The sequence below is a fragment of the Huijunlia imazamoxiresistens genome, assembly GCF_037132455.1.
In the GTDB taxonomy this organism is placed as follows: Bacteria; Bacteroidota; Bacteroidia; order Chitinophagales; family Chitinophagaceae; genus Flavisolibacter; species Flavisolibacter imazamoxiresistens.
In genome coordinates, this window is record NZ_JBBBEI010000022.1 from 55,055 (window position 1) to 79,296 (window position 24,242).

Here is a 24,242-nt window from a genome sequence, read left to right on the forward strand (position 1 = left end):
CCGGGGCGACAATTGGCAATTGCCTATTGACTTCCTACGGCTTGACAATGATCTTTCTGCCGTCGATGGTGAAGTGGGCCGAACTGGTCAGCTCCAGGATCTTCAGCGCTTCGGGCAGCGGCGAAGTGCGGGGGATGTCACCGACAATGGGGTCGTGGAGGTTACTTCCCTGGTATACCACTTCCACGTCGTACCAGCGCGCCAGCTGCTTCATGACGGATTCGAGGTCGGCATTTTCGAAATGGAACATGCCGTTTTTCCAGGACACCACTTCTTCCGCGTCCACTTCGGCCACCTTCAGCTGGCCGTTTGCCAGCTGGGCCTGTTGTCCCGGCCGCAGCAGGCGGGCCTTGCCGCCGCCGGCGAACTGAACGGAACCTTCCAGCAGGGTGGTCTCCAGGGCTTTCTCGTCGGCATACGCCATCACGTTGAAATGCGTGCCCAATACCTTTATTTCCGAACCGGCTACCCGCACCACGAAGGGCAGGGCCGCATTCTTCGCCACTTCAAAGTACGCTTCCCCGGTAATCTCAACCATCCTTTGCTTTCCGGTGAAGGCGGTGGGATACCGAACCGAAGAGGCGGCATTGAGCCATACCCGGCTGCCGTCGGGCAGTTCCACCTGGTATTCGCCGCCGCGGGGGGTGGTCAGGGTATTGTACAGCGTGGCTTCCGCTTTGGGGAGGCCGGCGGTGCGGTAGGCCAGGCGACTGCCCGACTTCACAACGCGGGCGGCACCCTGGCGGGCTACCTCGCCGTCTTCCCTGCCGGAGAGCACCACCTGTGCGCCGTCGGCCAGGGTCAGCACCGCCTTATTGCCGCCCGGGGCAAGAGCCGGCTTCTGCGCCGGCGCTTCGGCCACCGGGGGCGGGGCCACGGTCTTGTCGGACAGGCGGTACAGCAGGGCGGACCCGCCCAGTACCAGGACGGCGGCCGCTGCCGCCATCCACCAGCGCCGCCGCTGGGGGCGCAGGGGCACCACCTTCGGCTCGCTCTCGGTGCGTGCGGCCACCTTTTCCCAGGCGTCCGGAACGGATATGGTTTCAAAAAACCGCAGTTCTTCCTGCAGCTTTTGCTCGTCGGCCAGCTCGTCGAACAACCGGCGGTTGGCGCTGTCCGCCGCCAGCCAGGCTTCCAGCTCCGCCCGCTCGGCGGCGCTGGCTTCATTCCTTAAGTACTTAAGGATGATTTGGGCTCGTTGAAAAGCCTGTTCGTGTGTGTTCATCATTTAAAATACAGGTTGATCCTATTTAAAGAACACCTTCATGCCCAAAAGGGGTGAAGGAAAAAAATCTTTTTACATGTGCAGCCGCCTTACCAACGGGCCAGCAGCACCAGCAGCAGTGCCAGGAAGGCGTCGGCATCCAGCTTCAGGCGCAGCAGCTGCAGGGCCCTCGCCTTCTGGGTCTTGACCGTATTGACCGACACGCCCAGCTCACCGGCGATCTCGTCGTTTTTCAATCCCTCGAAGTAGGCCAGCTTCAGCACCTGGCGGCACCCCTGGGGCAGCTCCTCGATGGCCCTGTGGATCTCGCCCACCACTTCGGCCTGCACCAGGTTGTTCAGGCCCTTTTCTTCCTCGGCTTCGGAAGTTTTGTTGGCGTCGATGAATTTCTTCTTCACCTTTTCGTGGCGGATACGGTTCAGGCAGGCATTGCGTACGGTTACGTACAAAAAGGTTTTCACCGCCGGCTCGCTGTCGAAGTCGTCACGGCGGTGCCAGAAGCCCACAAAGGCATCCTGAACCAGGTCCTGGGCCGCTTCCCGGTCTTCGATCATCTTGAACGCGAAATAGCACAAACGGGAATAATACAACTGAAAAAGCTGTTTCATGTCCTGGAAAACGCCTGTTCCCGGATATGCCCCTGATGCCATGGGTGAAGACTGATTCATATGGTAAAGGTAAAAAAAACACGTATGAGCGCCTTCAAACATACGCCTTTCCCGGGGCTTCACACCGCCTGTTTCCGGGGCAGAAAAAATGCCCCTGTAGAAACAGCGGGCCTTGCTTGCTTGCTTGTATATTGCTTCTTTAATACCTTACTGATGCGGCCCGGCGGGATCAGGCCTCGGCCCGACAGCCTTCTTCTGTACCATATTGCTCCAGGGCACGGATCACCCGGGCCATCAGCACCTTATTGCTGACGGCATCCTCATCATAACTGTACACCTTTTTGCGGCTGCCGCGTCCCTTCTGCGGCCCTGGACAGCGGGCGGTCAGCACCACGGTTTTCTTGGGTGTGATGATGCTGATGATCTCCCCTTCTCCATAATCCGGCCGCTGCTCCACCTTATACTCGTAGGTGCGGAACTTATAGTTGACGGTTATGAAAAAACGTTTCATTCCTCTTGTTTCTCTTCCTGTTTCCACTGCTGTTACGGCCCGGTCGTTTAGTTGCATAATAAGCGTTACTGAAATAAAAACACGCCAACCAGAGAAAGGGGTGAAAAGAAAAACGGATTTTTTGCAAATACTTCTCCGGGGCAGAAAAATGTGGCCTGCGGCGGCCTGAAACGGCCCGGATGCAGCGAAGTGGACTATATTTGCAGCATCCGCTCTCCCGTTCCTGTGGTCTATCCCCGGTCCCATCAACTGCACGATCAACGTTATCCCTATAAATAATAATCCACCAAAAATGCACGCACTTTTAAAGAAGAAAAATTCCGCACGCTTTATTGCCGGTTGCGCTTTTCTATTGTCCGCTTCGCTGCTGCAGGCCCAGAAGCCAAAGGCTCCCATCATGGGCTGGAGCAGCTGGAACCACTTTCACATCAACATCAGCGAGCAGATGGTTCGCGAGCAGGCCGACGCCATGGTGGCCTCGGGCCTGTACGAGGCCGGCTACCGCTTCATCAATATCGACGACGGCTATTTCGCCGGCCGCGATGCTTCGGGCAAGTTATTGGAAGATAAAAAGAAGTTCCCTTCGGGCATGGGCGCCCTGGCCGCCTACATCCACGGCAAAGGCCTGAAGGCCGGCATTTATACCGATGCGGGCAAGAACACCTGCGGCTCCATCTACGACAAGGACCCTAACGGCTTCGGCGTAGGCATCTACGGCCACATTGGGCAGGACTGCGACCTGTTTTTCCGGGAATGGAAATACGATTTTCTGAAAGTGGACTGGTGCGGCGGTGAGCGCATGAAGCTGGACGAGCAAACGGAATACACGAAGATCATCGACACGGTCAAAGCCATCGACTCCAACCTCGTTTTCAACGTCTGCCGCTGGCAGTTCCCCGGCACCTGGGCGATCAAAAAAGCAGACTCCTGGCGCATTTCCGGCGACATCCGCCCCAACTTCGCCTCCATCCTCAAAATCATCGACCTCAATACGGACCTGTATCCATATGCTTCCGCCGGCCACTACAACGACATGGATATGCTGCAGGTGGGCAGGGGCATGAGCTACGAGGAAGACAAAACGCATTTTTCGATGTGGTGCGTGCTCAATTCGCCCCTGCTGGCGGGCAACGACCTCCGCGACATGACGGCGCAAACCCTGGAAATCCTGACCAACAAAGAGCTGATCGCCCTCAACCAGGACACCGCCTTTGTGCAGGGCCGCCGAATTTTCCAGGCAGGTGATCTCGAGATCTGGATGAAGCCACTGGCCGGTAAAAAGAAGGCCATCGCCCTGCTCAACCGCGGCGACAAGGAAGCCGTCTTTAAGCTGGATCCCAAAACAGCAGGCATCGACAAAAAGAGCACTCTGCGCGATCTCTGGCTGCACAAGGACCTGGGCCCCCTCGGCGCCGGCCGCCCCTTCACCCTCCCCAAACACGGGATCGTGGTATTGAAGGTGAATTGAGTATCCTCTAAGAGAAACAGACATATTCTCTGACAGAGAGGAGGCACCTACGGCGTCCAAAAAATAAACCGGCCACCCTAAACGAAAAAGGGTGGCCGGTTTGTTTTTGGGCGCCATTATTCTTTTACCGGAGCCAGCGCACCAGGGGAGATTTTTGCTCTTTGCGGCCCACAAAGGCCAGGGCCGGGAGGCACAACAACAAAAACAGTACGCTTTTTTTCATGTGCCTATAGCTTTTCTATAGTAACACCCAAGAGCTATTTCCAGGCTAAAGAACATTTGCCGATCGCGTAAAAATTCCGGTTATTGATTTTCGTCATGGCCGTATACACCACCGTGAAAGTGCCGTCTTCCTCTTCGAGGGCGCAGAGCGGTGTGCGGGTGTAGTGGTCGCCCGGTTCGGCCCAAAGGCTACCCGGCGACTGCACTTTTACGCGGGTTTCCTTGCTCCAGTTCACGCCGTCGGTGGAAAGGCTGTAGCCGATCTCCTGGTCGCCGAACGAATCGAAGATCATCAGGTAGCGCCCGTCCTTGAGGCGGGTAACGATCTCGTTTTCCGTAAACACGTCGGCCAGCGGTATGGGATTGAAGCCTTCGGGCATCCTTGTCCAGGGACCTTTCAGGTTTTTGGCAAACGCCAGGCCGGTAGGCCAGCCGCCCTTGGGCACGTGGTTGTGCCCGTCATAGGCCGAGTACCAGGTAGCTCCCACTTTGTACGGGCTGAAGCAGGCCACCGCCTGCTGTCCTTCCCAAGCCTGGGAGTTTTCGTCCGGCTCCAGCAGGACGTTCATGTCGGCATAAGGGCCGGCGATGCCGCTACGGCCTTTCACCACCGACTTTGCCCGCCAGATCCTTCCTGCATAGTCGTTGCCCTGGATCTCGCCTTTGGTGGAATCACCCGCCCGGTAGGCCACGTAAAAGATGTTCCAGGCGTCTTCTTCATCATTGAATACCACGCCCGTCACCCACACTTCCGCCTTGGGGTTGGTGTGGGTCCGGCCCGGGATGCTTTCCACGACGGTAGACTGGCGTTTCCAGTTCACGGCGTCGGGGCTGGTCCAGTACGAGATGCGCATGTCGCGGTGGGGCCGTTCAAACATTTCGTTGACGAACATATGGTAGACGCCTCCTTCCTTCACCACCTGGCCCGTTTCGAAGCCCGAGCGGTTTTTGCTTGCCAGCACATCGGGATGGTCGGCGGTGATAACGGGGCCCTTGTGTTCGGTTACCATTTTCAAAACTTTCGGCGCAGCGGTAGCCACGGGTGCCGGGCTCGAAGGGGCCGCCTTTTTTTTCTGGGCCCCTGCCGGGCCGGCAGCCAGCAGCGCCAGTACCACCATGGCGTTCAGGGGCGCTGCAAATTTCTTTTGGATCATAAAAAATGAAATGAATGCTTGTGTTGGTTGGAATAATTTACAATATAGCCCCTGCCCTATTTGCCTGTTGCGGCCCAGCGGATGCCGTTGGAAAGCAGCTTCAGGAAGGAAGGATCCTGGAACATTTCATCCGAATGGCCGAAGGTGGTGCCGAATACGCGGGCCTTGCCGTAGCGGTTGGTCCAGGCAACGGGATAGGTCTTGCCATCGCGTTCGCTGACGGAGGTGGCCAGCACCGTGGTGTTGGGCCATACTTTTTCAATGATATAGAGTTCGTCCTTGGGGCCGGTCCACTCGGCCGGAACGCCCTTTAGAATAGAATGGCCGGAGGCCACGCTTTTTACGGGATAGCGGCTCTGGTGGTCGTGGCGGCGGCTGGTGACGCCCAGGAACTGGCGCCAGTTGTTCATTTCAGCGGCCCGGTAGCTGTGCATGGCGCAGTGGATCACCACGGCATTGATCCCTTTGTAGTGGGCATCGGTAATGCGTTGGATGTAGGCGGAATCCTTGGTATCGGCAAAGCACTCGTTATGGATCACCAGGTCGTAGCCCTTGGCCCAGTTGGCCTTGTCGTACAGGGGGATCTGGGCGGTGGTACCGGTGCCCCCTTCGTTGACGACCGTCCATTCCGCTTTCAGGTCAGCCGGGAGGGCCGTTTTCAGGACGCCGGACTGGAAGCCGTAGTTGTGGCAGCAGCCCCCGGTAACCAGCAATATGCGGAGCGGTTTTTTGCCTTTTTCAGGAAAGCGGGCCGACAGAAAAACGGTCAGGACGAGAAAACCCAAAAGGGCAAAGAGAGCCGGCTTTACCGGCAAGGAGCGGAAGGAAGCAATCTTCATGATGTTATCGGTTCGATGGTTGGTTAAGGACCGCTAATTAATAAAAAATCCGGTACGAACCATCGATAAACACATAAAGTAAGCATTGCCTATTGTCTATTGCTTATTGCTTCCCGTATCTGTTCCAGCACGATGGCGGCCTGGGCCGGGTCGAAGTCTTGGTGCTGCTTTTTCTTGACGCCCATGCCCGTTAATTCAACATGAAGGTCGGAAACAGGAATACACCAGGGGTTTTTGGTTATGGGCGGCCATAGCGGGATGGTATTGGGGATGATTAGATATGGTGCCTGCGTTGCAGGTAGGCGATCTTCGCCTCGAATACTTCCGCCATGCGCCGGCCCCGCCATTTGGCTTCTTCCGCTTTTTCGCCTGCAAACAATTCGTCCACGGAGGCATGAAACAGCTGCAGCCAACGTTCAAAATGTGGTGCGTCCACGGGCAGCTGGGCATGCGGCGGAAAGGGCGCCCCGAAATACGTGTGTTCCTCCAGCAGGAGGGTTTGCCAGAAACGGTACATCTTTTCCAGGTGCTCCGCCCACCGGTCGCCGATGCGCTCCTCAAAGATGGGCCCCAGCACCTCGTCTCCCCTTACTTTGGTGTAAAACGTATCGACCAGGCGCCGGACATCTTCGATGTTTAAAATATCTTGTTGCTGCATGTTTTGCTTTTTCTTTTAATTAAGGTAAACGGGTTCGGAAACCTTTTCCGCTTTGGCAGCATCCTCCAGTTTCCGGGAGCGGTCCAGGGATTTACCGGTAGCCAGTCCCACCACGAACCAGGCCAGGCTTAAGGTTCCGGCTGCAAAAATAAGGTCGCCGGGGGCACGCAGCCACCGAAGCGTCTGCATCACGGGCTGCTGCAGGAATTCCGCCGAACGGGCATACCACATGCCCTGCTCCACGCTGGCCTGCGTTTGCAAAATACCGATGGGCAGCACGGAGATCACCACCATCACCAGTAAACCGACATTAATGCTCCAGAACGAAAACCGGATCACCCCCTCTTTCCAGGCGTATTGGTTATAAAGGCCCCGGAGCACAAACAGCATCAGGCCGATGCCCAGCATGCCGTACACCCCGAACAGGGCCGTATGCCCGTGGACCGGCGTCGTATTGAGCCCCTGCATGTAATACAGGGCGATGGGCGGGTTGATGATGAAGCCGAAGATGCCGGCACCCAAAAAGTTCCAGAAAGCCACGGCAATGAAACAATAGATCGGCCATTTGTAGGCCTCCAGCCAGGAAGTGGACTTGCTTAATTGGTATTGCCCCCAGGCTTCAATGCCCAGCAACACCAGCGGCACTACCTCCAGCGCGCTGAAGGTGGCGCCCAGGGCCAGCACGGCGGTCGGCGTGCCGGAAAAGTACAGGTGGTGGAAGGTACCCAAAATCCCACCGGCCAGAAAGATGATGGTGGAAAACAATACGCTCAGCGTGGCGGTGCGGATCTGCAGCAGGCCCATACGCACAAACAGGAAGGCCGAGACCACGGTGGCGAAGACTTCGAAAAAGCCTTCTACCCACAGGTGCACCACCCACCACCGCCAGTATTCAGCTATGGCCAGGTTGGTATGGCGGCCCCACATCAGGCCGGCGCCGTAAAACAGGGCAATAGCGGTGGAGGCCACCAGGAACAGGATCAGCAAATTACGGTCGGCAGTGCGGGCCTTGATGGCAGGACGCAGGGCCCGGTACACCAGGGCCAGCCACAGCCACAGCCCCACGAAGAGGAACAGCTGCCAGAAGCGGCCCAGGTCCACGTACTCGTATCCCTGGTGGCCGAACCAGAAGTTCTGGATCAGTCCCAGCTTTTGCATCACGCCCAGCCACTGCCCCAGCAGCGAGCCGCCTACGATCACCAGCAGGGCAATGAACAAAAAATTCACGCCCAGCCGCTGGTATTTGGGCTCATAACCGGAAACGGCGGGCGCAATGTACAGGCCGGTCGCCAGCCAGGAGGTGGCGATCCAGAAAATGGCCAGCTGCACGTGCCAGGTGCGGCCGACGGAATAAGGTATCAGGTTGGCGATGGACAGGCCGTAAAAGCCGTTGCCTTCCACGCCGTAGTGGGCGGTGAAAATGCCCAGGAACACCTGCAATACAATCAGGGCCGATACGATCCAGAAGTATTTGAGGGTGGCTTTCATGGAAGGGGTGGCAACGATGCGCAACAACGGGTCTTTTTTGGGCAGGTGCTCCGGCTCCACTTCTTCCTCTTTGGTTTTGGCGTGGTGGTACACCAGCACCCCGATGCCGAACAGCAGCATGATCACGCTGAAGCCGGTCCACAGCACCAGGTCGCTGGTGGGGGTATTGCCAATAATGCGGTCGGGTGGCCAGTTCTGGGTATAGGAAACATTTTCACCCGGCCGGAGGGTGACGCACGACCAGGCAGCCCAGAAGAAAAAAGCATTCATCCGGTGCATGCGGCTATCGTCCTTAATAGTATTGGCCGGGAGGGAATAAGCGGTACGCAGCTGTTCCAGCCGGGGATCGGCCCGGAACAGGCCCCGGTAGTGGGCAGCGGTGGCGGCAATGGCTTCGGCCCTTAGGGGCGACACGGTAAGACGGCCGGTCTGCGGGTCGTAGGTGTTGCGGCGGATCTCCTGCTGCAACCGCTCCTGCAGCAGCGCCTGCTGCTCCGTTTTGAGTTGGGAAAATTTCTGCAGGAAGGCCTGGACGGCCAGCTGGTCGAGCATGTAGGTGGACTCGCGGTGCAGCCAGTCGGCGCTCCAGTCGGGCGCCTGGTAGGCACCGTGGCCCCAAACGCTTCCCAGCTGCTGGCCGCCGACGGATTGCCATACGTTCTGGCCGTCTTTTATTTCATCGCCGGTAAACAGCACCCGGCCATCCGTCATCACTACTTCTTTGGGGATCGGAGGAGCCTTCTGGTAGATCTTATACCCGTAAAATCCGAGTACCAGGAAGGAAATGCCCACCACGAGGCTGAAGGCGATCCAGAGTTTTTTTGCGCTTTTCATGTGGGGTTGTAGTTTCCTGCAAAGGAGGTCAAAATCCTCCCGTTACATGCTGAGCAGGATCAACTCCCCCGTTTGCTTTGGTCAGCGCTAAATAAGCAGTTACAACCATGCAACTTGCCGATCAAAGGAAACAATAGCTAAAGCAGCGTTTCGGGTTCATTTCCATGATACCGGCCGTCTGCCCCTCCGTGATGACATCCCTTAGGCCCGCCCCCCCCCCGTACAGCAGCGGCTTAAGCTGTGGGTCCAGGAGCTCACTTTGCATGAAGGCCTTCGGGACATTTACCGTACCGGCGCCAGGTGATAGGTTTTTTCCAGGTACGGGCGGAGCTTTTCGTAAGGGATAACGGCCCATTGCAGGGCGTTACAGGGATCGCCCTGGGGGGTACCAAAGGCGATGCCGGCGGTGGTCAGGCTCCAGGCCGGCAGGGCCCAGGTCTCCGCCTTGCCGGTGCCGCAGCTGTCGCCGGTCAGCCGGCCGGGATAAAGCTCCGACAACAGGGAAAAAAGCTTCGGGCCGAAAACGGCCTTGCGGTATTTGTACACCTGGAACATGTCCTCGATGCGCGGCTTGGCCGCCCCCTGTTCAAAACAAAGCAGCTGCTCCAGGTCCACCTGTTTGCCGCTCTCCAGGGCCAGCGTCACCTGCTGCTTCGCCGCCACCGTGTCGCCCGCCGCCGTCCGGCTTTTCGCCACCACCCGGATGCTGGCCAGCTCGCCCGTCAGGTAGGGCAGGCGCACCTCCACGCCTGCCGGGCGAAGGCCCGGGAGATGGCTGAACCAAGCTTGCGCCAGGGACAGGTGGAGCGCCCGGAGTGCTTCGTTGATGGTGGCTGTTTGCCCTTTTTTGTCCAGCCGCCGCAGCCGGAAGGAGGTGATGCCGGATGCCGCCTCGCGGTACCAGTCGCAGGCCAGTTCTTTGGTCTTTTGTTCGCTGCGCAGGAGGGTAAATTGCAGGTGCGCCAGCTTGTAGCAGTCGTAGGGATCAGTTTCTTTTAAAAAAGGAAGATCGGCAAAAGCCGCTGCCAGGGAGTCGGCCGGCAAGTGGGTCAGCACAAGGTCCTGGCTTTTGCCCGCGGTGTCCGTCCAGCTGCCTTTCCAGCAACTGTCCGGGATACTTTCGGTGATGCGTAACCGTATTTGCGAGGGGGTCTCCGACCCTTTTTCTTCCTTTGGCAAAAAGGTCCAGTACGGGTCGGCAAAGGTGCCGGCCAGGGACCGGTCCTGTTTATCGTCCCCGAAAAAGTAGGTGATATAGCGGGTAGGCGTCTCGTCGTAACAAAGCATCCGGACTACCAGCTCGCGCTTCCCCACCTGCCCTTTGAGGTAATAGATCTTTTCTGCATGGGCCCACAGCTTACCCGCAGTCGTTCCGGAAACACCCAGGAACACCCACAGCAGGGCCAGAAAATGCTTCATGCGTTTCGTTTTTTTATTTGGGTTACAATAAGCGAACAAGGCCATAAAATGGCCTTGTTCGCGTGATGGAGCAGGTTGCACCTGCCTGTATTTCTACCGGTAACAAAGTTACTGGATCAGCACAATGCTGGTCTGCATAAAGGAGCCTACGGCCACTTTTACCAGGTACATGCCTTTGTTCAGGCGGTGCAGGTTGAACTCGCGCTGGTATACATCGCCCGACTTGCCTTCACTGGTGCTCTGGACCAGCACGCCCTTGCTGTTGTAAATACCGATCACTACCGTGCCGGTTTCCTCGCTGTTCAGCCGCACCTTGAAGTTGCCTCCGTTGGGGTTGGGGAAAATTTTGAGGATCTCCAGCGAAGGGTTGGCGTTGCCGCCTCCGTTGCTGTTGGCAAAAAGGGCCGAGGCGCTTTCGGGCGACAGGTTGCCCGCCGCATCCGCCGCAATCACGGTGTAGGCATACACCAGGCTGCCGGCCGGGGCATTGGTGACGTAACTGGTAGTGGTCAGCGGCTGTTCATTAAGCTGCCGGCCGTTGAGGAACACATAGTAGCCGGTTACGCCGATGTCATCGCTGGAAGCTTGCCACATCAGGCCCACTTTCCCATCCGCCGTTTTGGTGGTGGTCAGGGCCTGCGGCTGCAGGGGCGCTTTCTTGTCAGTAACGGTCAGGCTCCGGATCACCGTTGCGGCTGCCTCGTATACCTCGTTGCCTTCCTGGGCGGCGGCGATCAGCGTCGTGCCCAGGCCGTTGATGCGCACCTGGCCGTTTACGATCTCGGCCACTTCGGGGTTGGAGGAACTATACACCACGCTCAGGCCGGAAGTGGCGGTGGCGCCGGCATTGAAGTCGGCATCGCCATAGCCTTTCTCGCCCAGGGCGGCGAAGGTGATCGCCTGGCCCTTCTTCACCACGGTCAGCTCCTGCGCTACGGCAGGTGCCGCCTGGTTGGCCGCATCACCCGGCTGGGTAGCGGTGATGGTGGTGGTGCCCACGCCCACGATCCGGAGCAACCCGCCCTGGACGATGGCCACGTCCTCGTTAGAGGAGGCATAGCTCACCGGCAGACCCGAAGAAGCGGTAGCGCCCGGGTTGAAATCCGGCTCGCCCATGAACTTCTGGCCCAGGGCGCCGAAAGTGATGACCTGTTCTTCGCGGCCGTTCACCTCCAGCAGGTAGCTGAAGCCCGGTGCCGCAGCGGTGAGGGGGACGCCGCCGGTGGTGTAGGACGATCCCTCGATAGAGAAGGTCGCGGCCTGCTCGCCGGCCGTGGCCAGTGCAAAGGTGGACAACTGTCCGTCCGTACCGCCGGTGAAGGAACGGTACAGGGTCCGGGCGGCCAGGGAGGCGCCGGCGGTCACGCTCGATCCCAGGGGATACTCGTACTGGAGCGTGCCGGCACCGGTATTGGTCACGCCGCTGACGGCCTTCGAGCCGAAGGTGAACGCGGAGGTGGTTTCCTTCGTATAAGGCGCATAGGTGGCAAAGACGCCGCTGCCGGCGAGGGTGTAGCTGCCGAAATGGAGCTTGCCCAGCAGGTCCACGTTGGTGGCCGTAACGTTGCGGCCCAGGGTCACCTGCGCCTTGTCGGCGATGTTCAGGTTGCCGAAGGCGACCGGCCCGTTGCCCGAGATGGCCTGGTTGGCGGTACCGCCCAGCAGCACGTTGCCGAAGTTGATGGCGTTGGCGGTGAGGTTCACGATGTCGCCGGTCACCACCAGCGAACCGGTATTCACGGCCGCACCGGAGGTGCCGCCCACGGTCAGGGTTTCCACCCTGCCCAGGTTGAGGTTGGTGGGGAAGCCTGCCTGGAACTCCAGGTTGGGGTAGCTTACCCGCTCGTCATTCCCGATAAACTGCGGGGCCGAGATCCTGGCGCTGTTGTTCACGTATTTGCTGCCGGGCATAAAGGCGGTTGCCGGCGTATACGTGAGGTCGCCCGTGGCGGCAAAGGAAGTGCCCAGCGGGGTATGGTGTTCGCCCGCCCCCATGGTAAAGGTGCTGCCCGACTCGAAGACGATGCCGGCAGCACCGGTATAACCGGGCAGGCGGTTGTTGGCGCCCTGGCCATCATTAAAGATAAACTTGCCGTCGAGGTACTGGCCCAGGGTGTTGCCCAGGTTGTAGTTGCCCTTGCCGGACGTGCTGGTGCTGATGCTCAGCGCCGCTCCGCCGGTGAAGTGCAGGCCCGCCGTGGCGCTGCCGCCGTTGGGGGTGGTGCACACCAGCTTGTGGTGGCCGCCGCGGCTGACGAAGTTCACCTTGCCGGCAACGGTGCCGCCCCTGGTGTTCAGCACAAAGGAATAAAACGAATTGGCGCCCGTTCCGAACTGGATCGTGGAGGTGGCGTCTACCGTCAGCGTGCCGGTGTACAGAGTCGGCGCCAGGAAGTACTGCGCCTGTGCGGTGGCGGGGAAGGACCCTTCCTTCGACACGGTCATGTGCGTCGCGTCCTGGACGGCCAGCACCTGCGCATACGGCATGGGGTTGACGACCGCGGAAGCAGTGGTGATGACGTCACCCGGCTTCAGGGAAGCAAAGCTGCCCGTGGTGCCCGTAACGGCGTAGGTACAGCCGCCGTAAACCGCGGAGGTAAAGGCATCGGATATGGAGGTGGTGGGGTACACCGAAGAAGCGAAATTCACCTTGGCGCCGTTGACGAACTGCAGCGCGCCCACCGTTTGGGTGGAGAGCTGCCCCACGTAACAGTCGCCGGTGCCCTGGAGGCTGCCGTCGAACACCAGGATATCATCCGGGGCGGGGGTGGGCCGCCCGGTGGCGGTGCCGGTACGGGCAGTGCTCCAGTTGGCAGAAGTGTTCCAGTTGGCAGGCGTGTTCACGCTGCCGAGGCCGCCCCTCCAGTAGTAGGTCCTGGCCGTAATGTCCGCCGCCACTTTCAGGGTGCCGGTGGTGCGCAGGTCGGTGGTATCCCATTTCAGGCCAGCACCCGGAGTGGCCGGCTGGAAGGAGGTAAACCCACCGCTATACGTGCCCCCCTCAAACAGGCGGTACTGGTCGCCGGCGGCAAAGTTGGCCGCGCCGGTTTTGGTGAGGGACAGCTTGCCGTTGAAGGCAATGCCGCCGGCGACTTTCAGCACGTCGAAAGAAGCCGCTGATTTGTTGATGTCCATTTCGGTGGTGGCGCCGTCGGCCAGCGTGATGCTGGTGCCGCCGGTGAGCGCACCGATACCGTCGGAGCCGGGCTGGAGGGTGCCGCCGGCATTCACCGAAATGGCGCCCTTCACATAGCCGGTGCCGCCCAGGATAGCGCCGTTGGCAACGGTCACCGCGCCCGCGCCGATACCCTTGGTACCGGTAGTGCTGTTGACCAGCAGGCGGCCGGCAACCAGGGAGGTGCTGCCGGTATAGAGATGGGCGGTGTCAGCCTGGAAGGCGACACGGGCGCCATTGATCACCTGCAGGGAGCCGACGGTTTGCGTGGGCAGGTGGCCGATATACTGTTCGGAAGTGCCGATCACGTTGCCGTCGAAGATCAGGATATCGTCCCCGGCGGGGCGGGTGCGGGTGGCACCCGATCCGTCGGCTGCGGTATTCCAGTTGGTGCCGGAGCTCCAGCTGGCCGGGTCGGTGGCGGTGCCGCCCGTACCTTTCCAGTAATAGGTGGTGATTACGCCGCTGGCGTCCACCGCTACCTTCAGGGTACCTGTGGTACCCAGCTCGCTCAGGTCCCATTTGAGGCCGGGGCCGGGTACGGCGGGCTCGATGGATGTGAATGCGCCGCTGTACGAAGTGGCGTCGAACAGCCGGAACTGGTCGCCGATGACGAAATCGACGTTATCGGTTTTGCTAAGCACCAGCTTGCCGTTGTAGGCGATGCTGCCGGTCACTTTCAGCTGGTCGTACACCGAAGCGCTGGTGTTGACCTCCATTTCGGCGATGGCGCCGGAAGCAAAGGTGACGCTGGTGCTGTCGGTGAGGGTGCCGATGCCGTTGGAACCGGGTTGCAGCTTCGCCCCCGATTGAACGGTGATGGCGCCCTTGATAAAGCCGGTGCCGCCCAGGGTGGCGCCGGAGGCTACCGTTACCGCGCCGGCGCCGGTACCGCGGGTGCCGGTGCTATTGTTCACCAGCAGGCGGCCCGCATTGATGTTGGTGGCGCCGCTGTAGGTGTTGCTGCCGGTTAGCGTGAGCGTACCGGTGCCCACCTTGGTCAGGGCCGATTTGCCGATGTTGCCCGCAAAGGTGGCATCGGTATTTTTCGCGCCGATGGTCCAGATGGCGGTGCTGTTGTCGGAGCCCAGCGAAGTACCGGCTACACCCGACAGCTCGCCGATGGCGATGGTGGAGGAGGCCCCGGAGATGGAATACATCTTGCCGCCGGCCAGGTTGATGGCGGCGTTGGCATAGCCAAAGGTATTGGCAATGCGCAGGTCGTTCTGCAGCACCTGGAGCTTACCGGTAAACGCCGACCAGTTGCCCCGGTAGTCCGTGCGGATAAAGGGGTTGTCGAGGTTCAGGGTGCCCGATCCCTTCAGGGTGCCCAGCAGCGAGCTGCGGCCGTCGGTGACCAGGGTGGCCTCTTTGCCCCCCGGCACGGTCAGGTTGTAGGGAATGGCGGCATAGTCGCGCACATCTTCCAGCGCCAGGGTGGCGTTTTCCAGGGTAATGTCGTTGCTGGTGCCCAGGCCGCCCATGTTGCCTTCCTTGCGGCGCAGGTTGATGCGGCCGGATTTAATGAGCACGGGACCGGTAAAGCTCTTCGCTCCTACCAGGTACACGGCGCCCGGACCATCCTTCACCAGCCCCCCGTTGCCGGTAATGTCGGCGTCGAAGATGGCGTAGTTGGCCGCCACCGGGATGGTGATGGTGGTGGTACCGTTTATGGTCATGGACCGGTTGGTGGTGCTGCGTTCGTTCACCACCAGGTTGGCATTGCTGATGAGGATATTGGCAGCTGCGGAATCCGCAGCCCCGATGGACGAAGGCTCGTTGCGCAGGCCCAGGCGGGCCACGGTGAGCGTCCCGCCGTTGATGATGGTTTTTCCGGTATAGGTATGGGTGGCGGAGGCCAACGTGAGGTTGGAGGAATCGTTCTTCACCAGGCCGGTGGCGCCGCCGATGCTGCCGGTACCGGAAATCGTATAGGCCGAATCACCATTAACCGTAACCGAAGCCGGGTACACTGTCTCGGTCAGCACGATGTTGCGCTGAACGGCAGTGGAGTCGAAGGTCAGGTTGTCGCCCGATACGAAGGCCGTGGCGGAGCCCTCCAGGCTGAAGTTCTGGTGGTCAAAATCCCAGGTGGTGTCCACCGCTCCGGTCCAGACCGTGTGGGCGGCCGGGCGAGCAGCGTTGATGCGGATCTTTACCGAGTTGTTTTCCACCAGCAGTTCTTTGGAAACACCGCCGATGCCTTCCACGGTAAAGTTGGCCGGCGCAGCGGTGAGGGTGCCGAGGCTGCGGATGAGGGTGTAGGTGCCGGGCACAAAGTTGTTGCCCGAAAAGTTCACCACCAGCCGGCTGGTGCCGGTGAACGACAGGTTGCCGGTCACCACCAGCGAGTCGTTGATTTTTGGAGCGCCCGGGAGGACGTCGAAGGTAAAGTTGTTGTTGCCGCCCACCTGCAGGTCGCCGCTTACGGTGAGGGTTCCCAGCAGTTCACCCGTGGCGCCAAAGCCCGGGCTGATGTGGCCGCCCTTGGAGCTGACGCCGGCATCCAGCGAAAGGCCGCCGGCCAGGGTGCCGCGTCCGCCCAGGGCGCCGAGGCCTTTGACAAAGACCTTGCTCTGTACCGAGCCGTCGACGTTGAACTGTCCTTCGGTCACCAGCGTGGGACCGGTATAGTCGTGCGCACCTGCCAGGGTAAAGGAGCCCGGCTTGGTTTTCCACAGGTCCATCGTGCCGGTGAGCTTGCCGCTGCCGCCAATGATATAATCCTTGCCCTCGGGGTTCATGGCCCAGATGCGGGCGGGGGCGGCAGTAGCATTCAGCCGAAGGGTGTCGGCGCTGTTGCCGCGGATGTCGAACATAAGGGTATCGCCGTCGGCAAAGGGACGGGCAGCTGTACCGTTGCTCCAGTTGGTGGCCGCGTGGTCCCAAACGGGGGTAAGGCCCGTCCAGTAGGCCGTGGCTTCCTGTATGGGCGGCAGCGGGGGCGCCTGCATGCCGAAGCCGATGAAGTAGTCGGGGTTGTTGGACTGGTAGTACCCTTTCACGCACATATCGTTGCGGTAGCCCGGGTTATGGGGCAGGGTGTAGATCCGGTGGTCGGTAAAATAAGGGGTGGTGAGGATCACCAGGGCGTTGTTCTCGTTCGACTCGTAAACGGCCTCCTCGCGCCAGTCGCCGATCAGGTCGCCGTATAGGGCGGGGTGTACCCGTCCGTTGAGGGTAACGCCGGCGCCGGTAGCGGCCGAAGTGGCGGTGTACAGGCGGGAGTCGTTATTGGTCAGGTAGTTCCATTTGGCAAACTTGTCCTGGTCCAGGATCTCCGAGGCCAGGTCGCCATCCCACCAGATGCGCTGGTTGGGGTAATAGCCCGGGAGGCGGGTGGAGGTAACCACGCCCGAAACGTTGTAGAGGCCTTCCACGAAGGTGTACAGCTCATGGCCGTTGTAGCGGGGGTCGAAGTCGCCGGTCATGCCGCGGCCCATATCGGGGTTGGAGGGATTGCTCTGGCTCAGCAGCACCTTGCCGGTCCGGGCATCGCAGTAATACCACATGATGCCCAGCTTGCTGTAGCCCTGCTGCACGCCGTACAGCTCCAGGCCGGGGCGCTTGGGATCCAGGTCGCCGATGGCGAAGCGGTCGCCGTGGTCGATGGCCTGGTCGTAGAGGTTGTACAGCAAGGTGCCGTTGTCGTCCAGGGCAAAGGCCTGGGGTACGATCTCGTCCTTGCCGTCGCCGTCGATGTCAAAGATTTTGATCTGGTGGCCGGTGGGCAGCTTTTTGCCCGCCAGGTCGAAGAACCAGTTGTGCTCCAGTCCCCCGGCTTTCCAATTCCAGGTATTGACCACCTCGTTGAACGACAGGTCGGCATTGCGGTTGGCGGCCATCAGTACGATGCTGGGGTGGATGCCGTCGAGATAAGCAATGCCCATGTGGCCGTTCATGGGGCCGGCCGCCACGTAGGGGTGCTGCACCGGCGCCCGGGAAATTTCGTTACCGGTCATGCCATTGAGCACCGACACGAACTGCTTGTTGTTGTTGGCGTCGACCACCATGCTGCCGTCGGCGAACTTGACGCCGTTGGCGGTCCGCACGATCACTTCGGCCTTGCCGTCGCAGTCCATGTCGTATACGGTCATGTTGTCGCCGTGGCCGCAGTGCAGGGCTGCGGAGCCGGCGTAAATGTTATCGCGCTCGTAGCTGTTGGGACCCATCTCAATGGTCCACAGGTGGGTGCCGTCGCGCTTGTAGGCTTCCACCAGGTCGGGCACGGTGGAGGGGGTGCCCGATTTCGGGCCGCGGTGCACCACGAAGTCGTATTCGCCGTCGCCGTCCAGGTCGCCCACGTAGGCGTAGCGCAGCTGGTAGTTGGCGATGGTGCGCATGGGCACCCGGTAGTAGGGAGCGGTGGGCGTATTGGCCGGCACGGTAAAGGAGCCTTCGGCCGCCTTTTCGGCCCCGCCCCAGACGGGCTTGACAAAGTAGGTGTTGGCCGCCGAAGCAGTGGCGGTCAGGTCCTCGAAGTTGGTGCCGGCATAGAGCACCTCGCTGTTCAGTTTGACGGGGGCGCCGCCGTTGGCCGAACGGTACAGGTTAAAGCCGATGTCCTGGGGCTCGGTCCCGAGCAGGCGCCAGGAGACCAGGATCTTGCCCGTGGCGGTGCGGGTGGCGACCACGCCCCTTCCCAGCTTTTCCATTTTCCGCTGGCCGTACGCGGCGTCCGCGTACAGCAGGGAACAGAGGCCGAGAAAGGCGGCCCCCAGGTTTTTAAAGACGGATTTACGGATGGGTAACAATCGTTTCATTGGCTATGATTCTTGGAATTGATGACAGGAGCAGGGAAAAGCAACGCATACAGGAAAAATGTCCCCTGTAGAAACAGGGGACCCACGCTTGCTTGTTTTTGACTGTATTGCAAAAGAAATTTCGGTTGCCGGATCTTCTTAGCCGGGGTATTGCTCGATGGCCTCGATGATACGGCCCATGAACAGCTTATTGCTGAAAGCGGTCTTGTCGTAGGAGTATTTCTTTTTCACTTGGTCACGGCCCGTGCGGAGGCGGCGGGCGGTGAGCTGGACGGTCTTTTTGGGGCTGATGACGCGGATCAGTTCCTCGCCTTCCCCGAGGGGCAACTGTTCCACTTTGTAGCGATAGGTACGCTGGCAATAACAAACGGAAATAAAGAATTCCCGTACACCCGGACGGGCATTGAGGACGGTGGCGACAGCCTGATCGTATAGCAGCATAATCGGTAGATTGACAATGTGGTGAGTTGAGGCCCTTCGGTTGCACGTTACCGGTACTCCGCTCCTTCCTCCCGGGCTCCCATCAAAGATGAGCCGTTTCGCGCTGCTTTTACGCTAGTTTTACTACTTTATTTACGAAATCGATATAGTAGATTTTTCGAAAATTTTCACGAGTTTTCGAAAATGTTTCGTGAATACAAAAAGAGGCCGCACCCCGGTGGGGAAGCAGCCTCTCAGCCTTCAATACGGTTATGGCGAACCGTTAGTAAGTGGGTCGGATCCTGTTTTCTGTCGGACGGATAACCCCCGTTTTCGAAAAAAAATACAGGGTATCTTATGAAAACACGCAGGACGGCAAAACGGGTGAAAGAAATAAAAACTTTTTTTCGCCCTGCAAAAAGCAGAACGGCCCCGGGGGGTCCCCGGAGCCGTTCTGCATAATTGAATCGGTTACTGGATCATGACGATGCTGGTCTGGACAAAGGTACCTACGGCTACCCGTACCAGGTACATGCCTTTCTGCGCGCCTTGCATCCTGAACTCGCGCTGGTACACATCGCCGCTCTTGCCTTCGCTGGTGCTTTGAACCACGGCACCCTGGGCGTTGCAGATGGTGATGTTGACGGTACCTGTTTCCTTGCTGTTCAACCGCACCTTGAAGTTGCCTTCGTTGGGGTTCGGGAACACTTTGAGTATTTCCAGTGAAGCGTTCGCCCCGCCATTGCCGCTGCTGTTGGAGAACAGGGCCGTGGCGCTTTCAGGCGACAGGTTGCCGGCCGCATCGGCGGCGATCACGGTATAAGCATATACCAGGCTTCCGGAAGGAGCATCGGTAATAAAGCTGGTCACGGTCAGCGGCTGCTCGTTGAGCTGCTTGCCGTTGAGGAACACGTAGTAGCCCGTCACACCGATGTCGTCGGTGGGCGCCTGCCACATCAGTCCCACCCTGCCGTCGGCGGTTTTCGTGGTGGTCAGCGCCTGCGGCTGCAGGGGCGCCTGCTTGTCTTTCACGGTCAGGCTTTGGGTAAGGGTTGCCGCTGCCTTGTACATGTAATTGCCTTCCTGGGCAGCTGCGATCAGCGTCGTACCCAGGCCCTTGATCCGCACTTTGCCCCCCACGATCTCGGCTACTTCCGGATTGGAGGAGGCATACGCCACGCTCAGGCCGGAACTGGCGGCAGCACCGGCGTCGAAGTCGCCGTCGCCATATCCTTTCTCCGACAGGGAAGCGAAGGTAATGGCCTGCTCTTTTTTCTCGGCGGTCAGGGTCTGCGCTACCGGCGTAGCGGCCAGGTACCGATTGTCGCCCTGCTGGGAAGCGGTGATGGTGGTGGTGCCGGCGCCCACCACCTGCACGGTCGAGCCGTTGATGGTGGCCACTTCGGGATTGGAGGAGCTGTACGTAACGGCGGCACCGGAAGAAGCGGTAGCCGACAGCGCTACCTGGTCGCCCACGTATTGCGGTTGCAGGGCACCAAAGCTGATGGTCTGCGCTGCTTTTACACGGGTGAAGGTTTCGCCGGTGCTAAAGCCTCCTGCCAGGGCATTACCCGAGGCATCGGTTATAGCGGCGGTGGCCGGAGCGTCCAGGCGCAAGTCGCCTTCACCGGTCAGGCCGTCCACGGTGACTTCGTATACCGAGCCGTTCAGGGCGGTTACCGAAGCAATGGTTCCGGCCAGGTTGCCGGTGGTGGCCAGGGTAAATCCGGAACCATCCACGCCGCTCACTTCTTCGGAAAAGATCACGCGGAACGTAGCCGATGTGGCATTGGAAGCGGCGGTGTCGGGTGCCTGGCGGGTGATGCTGCTCACTTCAGGCGCCACGATATCTTTCACGGCGATGTGGTACGGGGCCAGTGCATTTGTATTGGTCTCGTAACCCAGGTAGAAGCCAGGATGCGGGGGCTGGTTATAGCCTGAATTCTGCCAGGCAATGGCCGTCCGGTACTGCGGGTCCTGCATCAGCGTGGGGATGCGGTAGTCCGAAGGAATGTTGGTGGTGAACAGGATGAGGGCGGAGTTGTCCGATTTGCGCAGCAGGATCTCCTCCCGCCAGTCGCCCAGGATGTCGGCGGTGAGGGCGGCGTTCTTCTTCGTGTCGTTGTTGGAAGAAATGGGCGCCTGCTGGTAGACGGTCACCAGGCGGTTCACCGCTTTGGTCGTGGGGTTCCACTTTTCCAGGATGGTGCCGTCGAACAGTTCGCGACCCAGGTCGCCGTCCCACCACACGGCATGGTTCACCGAGGTGCTGGCGCCGACGGGTTTGTTGGTGCCGATCTCGCCTTCCTGGACATTATAAAACGTGCCGGAAGAGCTCCACATTTCAAAGCCGCGGTGGGTGGGGTCGACATCGGCGGCCAGGGCACGGCCCACGTCGCCGGTAGTGGCGACGCCAAAGATGGTCTGGCCGGTTTTGGCGTCATTGAGGCGGATGCCTTTGCCGTCATACTGGCCGGGAGATTCCAGGCACTGCCAGATCTCCTGGCCGGGACGGTCGGGGTCCATATCGGTCATGTGCAGGGCGTCGCCGTGGCCATAGCCCCAGGTCCACAGGCGGGTGCCGTCGTCGTCGATGGCCGAGGAGCCGTTGATCACTTCGTCCTTGCCGTCGCCGTCCACGTCGCCGATGGTCATCTGGTGGTTGCCCATGCTGCTGTAGGCGTTGTTGGCGGGGTCGCTGGCGTCCTTGCTGTCGAATTTCCAGCGCAGGGTCAGCTGGCCGTTGCGCCAGTCGTAGGCGGCACGTACCAGTTTGTCGTAATAGCCGCGGCCGATCACCAGGCTCGGGCGGGCGCCGTCCAGGTAAGCTACCGCCGATACATAACGCTCGGCACGGTTGCCGTAGCTGTCGCCCCAGTCGGAGTACTGGCCGCGGGGAATGCCAAAGGGAACGGTGGCCATGGCGGCACCGGTCTGCCCATTGAATACGGTCAGGTATTCGGGGCCTTTGTCCACCCAGCCGCCGCTGTTGCGGTAGTCCACCAAGGGGTCACCGATCACCGTTCCGGTGCCGTCGATCGTACCGTCGGCGGTTTTCATGGCGATCTCCGCCTTGCCGTCGCCGTCCAGGTCGTACACCATGAACTGGGTGAAGTGCGGGCCGGCATTGAGGTTCTTGCCCAGGTTGATGCGCCACAGGCGGGTGCCGTCCAGCTTATAGCAGTCGATGATCTGGTCGCCGGAATAGCCGCCCGAGTTGTGGTTCAGCTTAGTCGGGTCCCATTTGAGAAAAATCTCGTACGCGCCGTCGCCGTCCACATCGCCCACCGAGGCGTCGTTGGCCGTGTAGGTATACGCTACGCCGTCGGGGGTGGTGCCACCGTCGGGAATTTGCAGGGGAATGGTCAGCTGGTTGTTGGCCCAGGCCGTTGCGGAAGCGGAAGGAGCGCCCTCTACGCCGTTCAGCACGGGACGTACGGTGTAGGTGCCGTTGGTGGCCACGGTATCCAGGAAGTTGGTAGATCCGGTGATCAGGGTCTGGTTTACTTTAACGCCGTCGCGGTACAGGTTGAAGCCGATGGCCGAGGGATCGGTGGCCAGCAGGCGCCAGCTCACGAACACGGTGCTGGTGTTGCGGCGCACGGCCACCAGGGCCCGGGTAAGGAACTCTACCTGCTTGGGCGAGCTCACTTGGGCATCGGGCGTGGCCAGGGTGGCCAGGCGCACGTTGCCGCCGTAAGAGACACCGCCGGCATTGATGGCATAGGCGCGGATATAATACAGGGTGGCCGGGCTCAGGCCGCTCAGGTTAACGGTATACGCACCGGAACCGGTAGTGGCCGCCACGACCTTGTTATTCGAAATGGTAGGATTAGAGGTCAGGCTGTATACCACGCCTCTTTCGGTAACGGGCGAGCCGCCGTCGGCGGTAATATCGCCGCCGATCACCGCGGTGGTGGTGCCGAAAGCGCCCAGGGCCGAGGTGGCGATGGTCACGGGAGCCGCCGGGGGAATGAATTTACGCACAACAGGGGCGGAATACCCGGCCGTGTTGGTTTTGGTGTACACAATATAGGGTGCTGCGGTATCGCTGCCCACAGCAATGCCGGGGTTGCCGATCGGCTCGTCCACGCCGGCGCTGACCAGCGGGTCTTTCAGCTCTTTCCAGGCCGTGGTGCCGGTATACTGCTTGAACACGCGGGCCACGTTGCGGGAGGTGGAGGCATAAAAGTCCAGGAACGAGCAGTACAGGTTGCCGGAGGCATCGCGGAGCAGGCTGATGTTGGGAGAATCGCGGGTGCCGAGCACGGTGGAACTCCAGGTGGCGGCGGCTTTGTTGTACACCGCCACGGTAGCGCGGTTGGAGCTGCCGGTATTGAAATAGGCGATGGCCGGGTTGCCGGCGCTGTTGATGGCCAGGTAGGTATGCCGGATACCGCCGATAGTGTTGGCAATCGCCGTCCAGGCAGTACCGTTAAAGTTGTAAAGTCCCAGGCTGCCCGTGGAGCCGGTAGAGGTGGTACCTACATTACAAAAGGCCAGCCAGGGCTGGTCCGACTCGTCGAGCACCAGGCTCAGGGCCACGGTCCGGATGCCGGAGACCACGGCGCCGCCGCCGACAGCGACCCAGGTGGCGCCGTCAAATTTTTTCACGTAAGGGACCAGCGTGGCCCCCTCGGCAAAGGCGATGTAGGGGTTATTGTCCGAATCGAAGGCCAGGGAGGAACGGGGCGTGCCGCCGTATTGGGTAACGCCGCTCATGCCGTTGACCGATCCGGCCGACACATACAGGTTCGCGTTGTCGCCCAGCAGGGCTTCCCAGGCGCCGGTTTCGGCATTGTACTTCTTTACCGCCAGCCTGCTGCCGTTGGCGCCATCCACGTAGGTGACGTACAGGTTGTTGGTCTTGTCGGTGTAGATCCGGGTGTAGGAGGCCGTGCCGGCGGAAACGTTGCCGCCTACCTGCGTCCAGCTGCCGTCGGCATTGCGCTTCTTTACCTTGGCGATGTTGGACTCGGTATACGCCACGTAGGCAATAGAGGTATCCGCATCCGGCACCAGCGTAATATTGGTGTAGTTGGAAGCGGCCAGGCCGATAGCGGACTCGGTGCCCAGGATCTGCCATTGCTGGGCCTGCGACTCGCCGGAAAACAGCGAGAGCGCCACCGCCAGCGAAACCGGCACCAGGCTTTTACATTTTCGGAACGTTCGGGAAAAAGGAGAAGCGGAAGAGGGGGCGGAAATAGGCCTGCCCTTGGCCTTTGCAGCGTGTACTGTTCTTTTCATTTGCAAGCGTGGGTTTATTAAATCGTTTCCGGGAGCTACCAAGGCGGCAGGTCCCGTTTGAGTTTTTTACAGGTAATGGTCCAAACATTCGTTATCTCCGGCGCCCCTCCCCTTCTGTTCGCTACACGGGCGCGGATGCTAACGATCGCAAGTAAAGAACACCTCAGCAGCAAATTAGGGTGAAAGGAAAAGCGGATTTCATCCGTTTTTT

At 60.1% G+C, this 24,242-nt stretch carries 12 protein-coding genes; 1 reads left to right on the forward strand and 11 read right to left on the reverse strand.

From position 1 onward, the window contains the following. Positions 1–34: 34 nt before the first annotated feature. From V9K67_RS21175 to V9K67_RS21185, 3 genes are all read right to left on the reverse strand, one after another. Positions 35–1,228, reverse strand: coding sequence for a FecR domain-containing protein (locus V9K67_RS21175; RefSeq protein ID WP_336725968.1), 1,194 nt, complete (start codon positions 1,226–1,228; stop codon positions 35–37). An 86-nt stretch (positions 1,229–1,314) separates the two neighbouring features. Beyond that, positions 1,315–1,833 carry an RNA polymerase sigma-70 factor gene (locus V9K67_RS21180; RefSeq protein WP_336725970.1) on the reverse strand — a complete coding sequence of 173 codons (519 nt, stop codon included), beginning with the start codon at positions 1,831–1,833 and terminating at the stop codon, positions 1,315–1,317. A 229-nt stretch (positions 1,834–2,062) separates the two neighbouring features. After that, complete coding sequence (locus V9K67_RS21185) at positions 2,063–2,344, reverse strand: hypothetical protein (RefSeq protein WP_336725972.1); 282 nt, start codon at positions 2,342–2,344, stop codon at positions 2,063–2,065. A gap of 292 nt (positions 2,345–2,636) precedes the next feature. Between V9K67_RS21185 and V9K67_RS21190 the strand changes: the two genes are divergently transcribed. Beyond that, positions 2,637–3,812: a glycoside hydrolase family 27 protein gene (locus V9K67_RS21190; RefSeq protein ID WP_336725974.1), complete on the forward strand. Its 1,176-nt coding sequence runs from the start codon at positions 2,637–2,639 to the stop codon at positions 3,810–3,812. 257 nt (positions 3,813–4,069) lie between these two features. Here V9K67_RS21190 and V9K67_RS21195 read toward each other — a convergent pair whose 3' ends face one another. The 8 genes from V9K67_RS21195 to V9K67_RS21230 all read right to left on the reverse strand — a co-directional run bounded on the left by V9K67_RS21195 (position 4,070) and on the right by V9K67_RS21230 (position 24,031). After that, a complete protein-coding gene (locus V9K67_RS21195) occupies positions 4,070–5,188 on the reverse strand; it encodes a hypothetical protein (protein ID WP_336725976.1) in 1,119 nt (372 codons plus the stop codon). A 56-nt stretch (positions 5,189–5,244) separates the two neighbouring features. Further along, the gene (locus V9K67_RS21200; RefSeq protein ID WP_336725979.1) at positions 5,245–6,027 is read right to left on the reverse strand and encodes a ThuA domain-containing protein; all 783 of its coding nucleotides are present in this window, start codon (positions 6,025–6,027) and stop codon (positions 5,245–5,247) included. A gap of 274 nt (positions 6,028–6,301) precedes the next feature. Continuing rightward, a complete protein-coding gene (locus tag V9K67_RS21205; RefSeq protein WP_336725980.1) occupies positions 6,302–6,685 on the reverse strand; it encodes a group III truncated hemoglobin in 384 nt (127 codons plus the stop codon). Positions 6,686–6,700: 15 nt separating this feature from the next. Continuing rightward, positions 6,701–9,007 carry a nitric-oxide reductase large subunit gene (locus V9K67_RS21210; protein ID WP_336725983.1) on the reverse strand — a complete coding sequence of 769 codons (2,307 nt, stop codon included), beginning with the start codon at positions 9,005–9,007 and terminating at the stop codon, positions 6,701–6,703. 282 nt (positions 9,008–9,289) lie between these two features. Further along, complete coding sequence (locus tag V9K67_RS21215) at positions 9,290–10,426, reverse strand: hypothetical protein (RefSeq protein WP_336725985.1); 1,137 nt, start codon at positions 10,424–10,426, stop codon at positions 9,290–9,292. Positions 10,427–10,534: 108 nt separating this feature from the next. Further along, positions 10,535–18,364 carry a rhamnogalacturonan lyase family protein gene (locus V9K67_RS21220; RefSeq protein WP_336725988.1) on the reverse strand — a complete coding sequence of 2,610 codons (7,830 nt, stop codon included), beginning with the start codon at positions 18,362–18,364 and terminating at the stop codon, positions 10,535–10,537. Positions 18,365–18,502: 138 nt separating this feature from the next. Beyond that, complete coding sequence (locus V9K67_RS21225; protein WP_336725991.1) at positions 18,503–18,805, reverse strand: hypothetical protein; 303 nt, start codon at positions 18,803–18,805, stop codon at positions 18,503–18,505. Between the two features lie 450 nt (positions 18,806–19,255). Continuing rightward, on the reverse strand, positions 19,256–24,031 hold the full coding sequence (locus V9K67_RS21230; protein WP_336725992.1) for a rhamnogalacturonan lyase family protein: 4,776 nt from the start codon (positions 24,029–24,031) through the stop codon (positions 19,256–19,258). Positions 24,032–24,242: the final 211 nt, after the last annotated feature.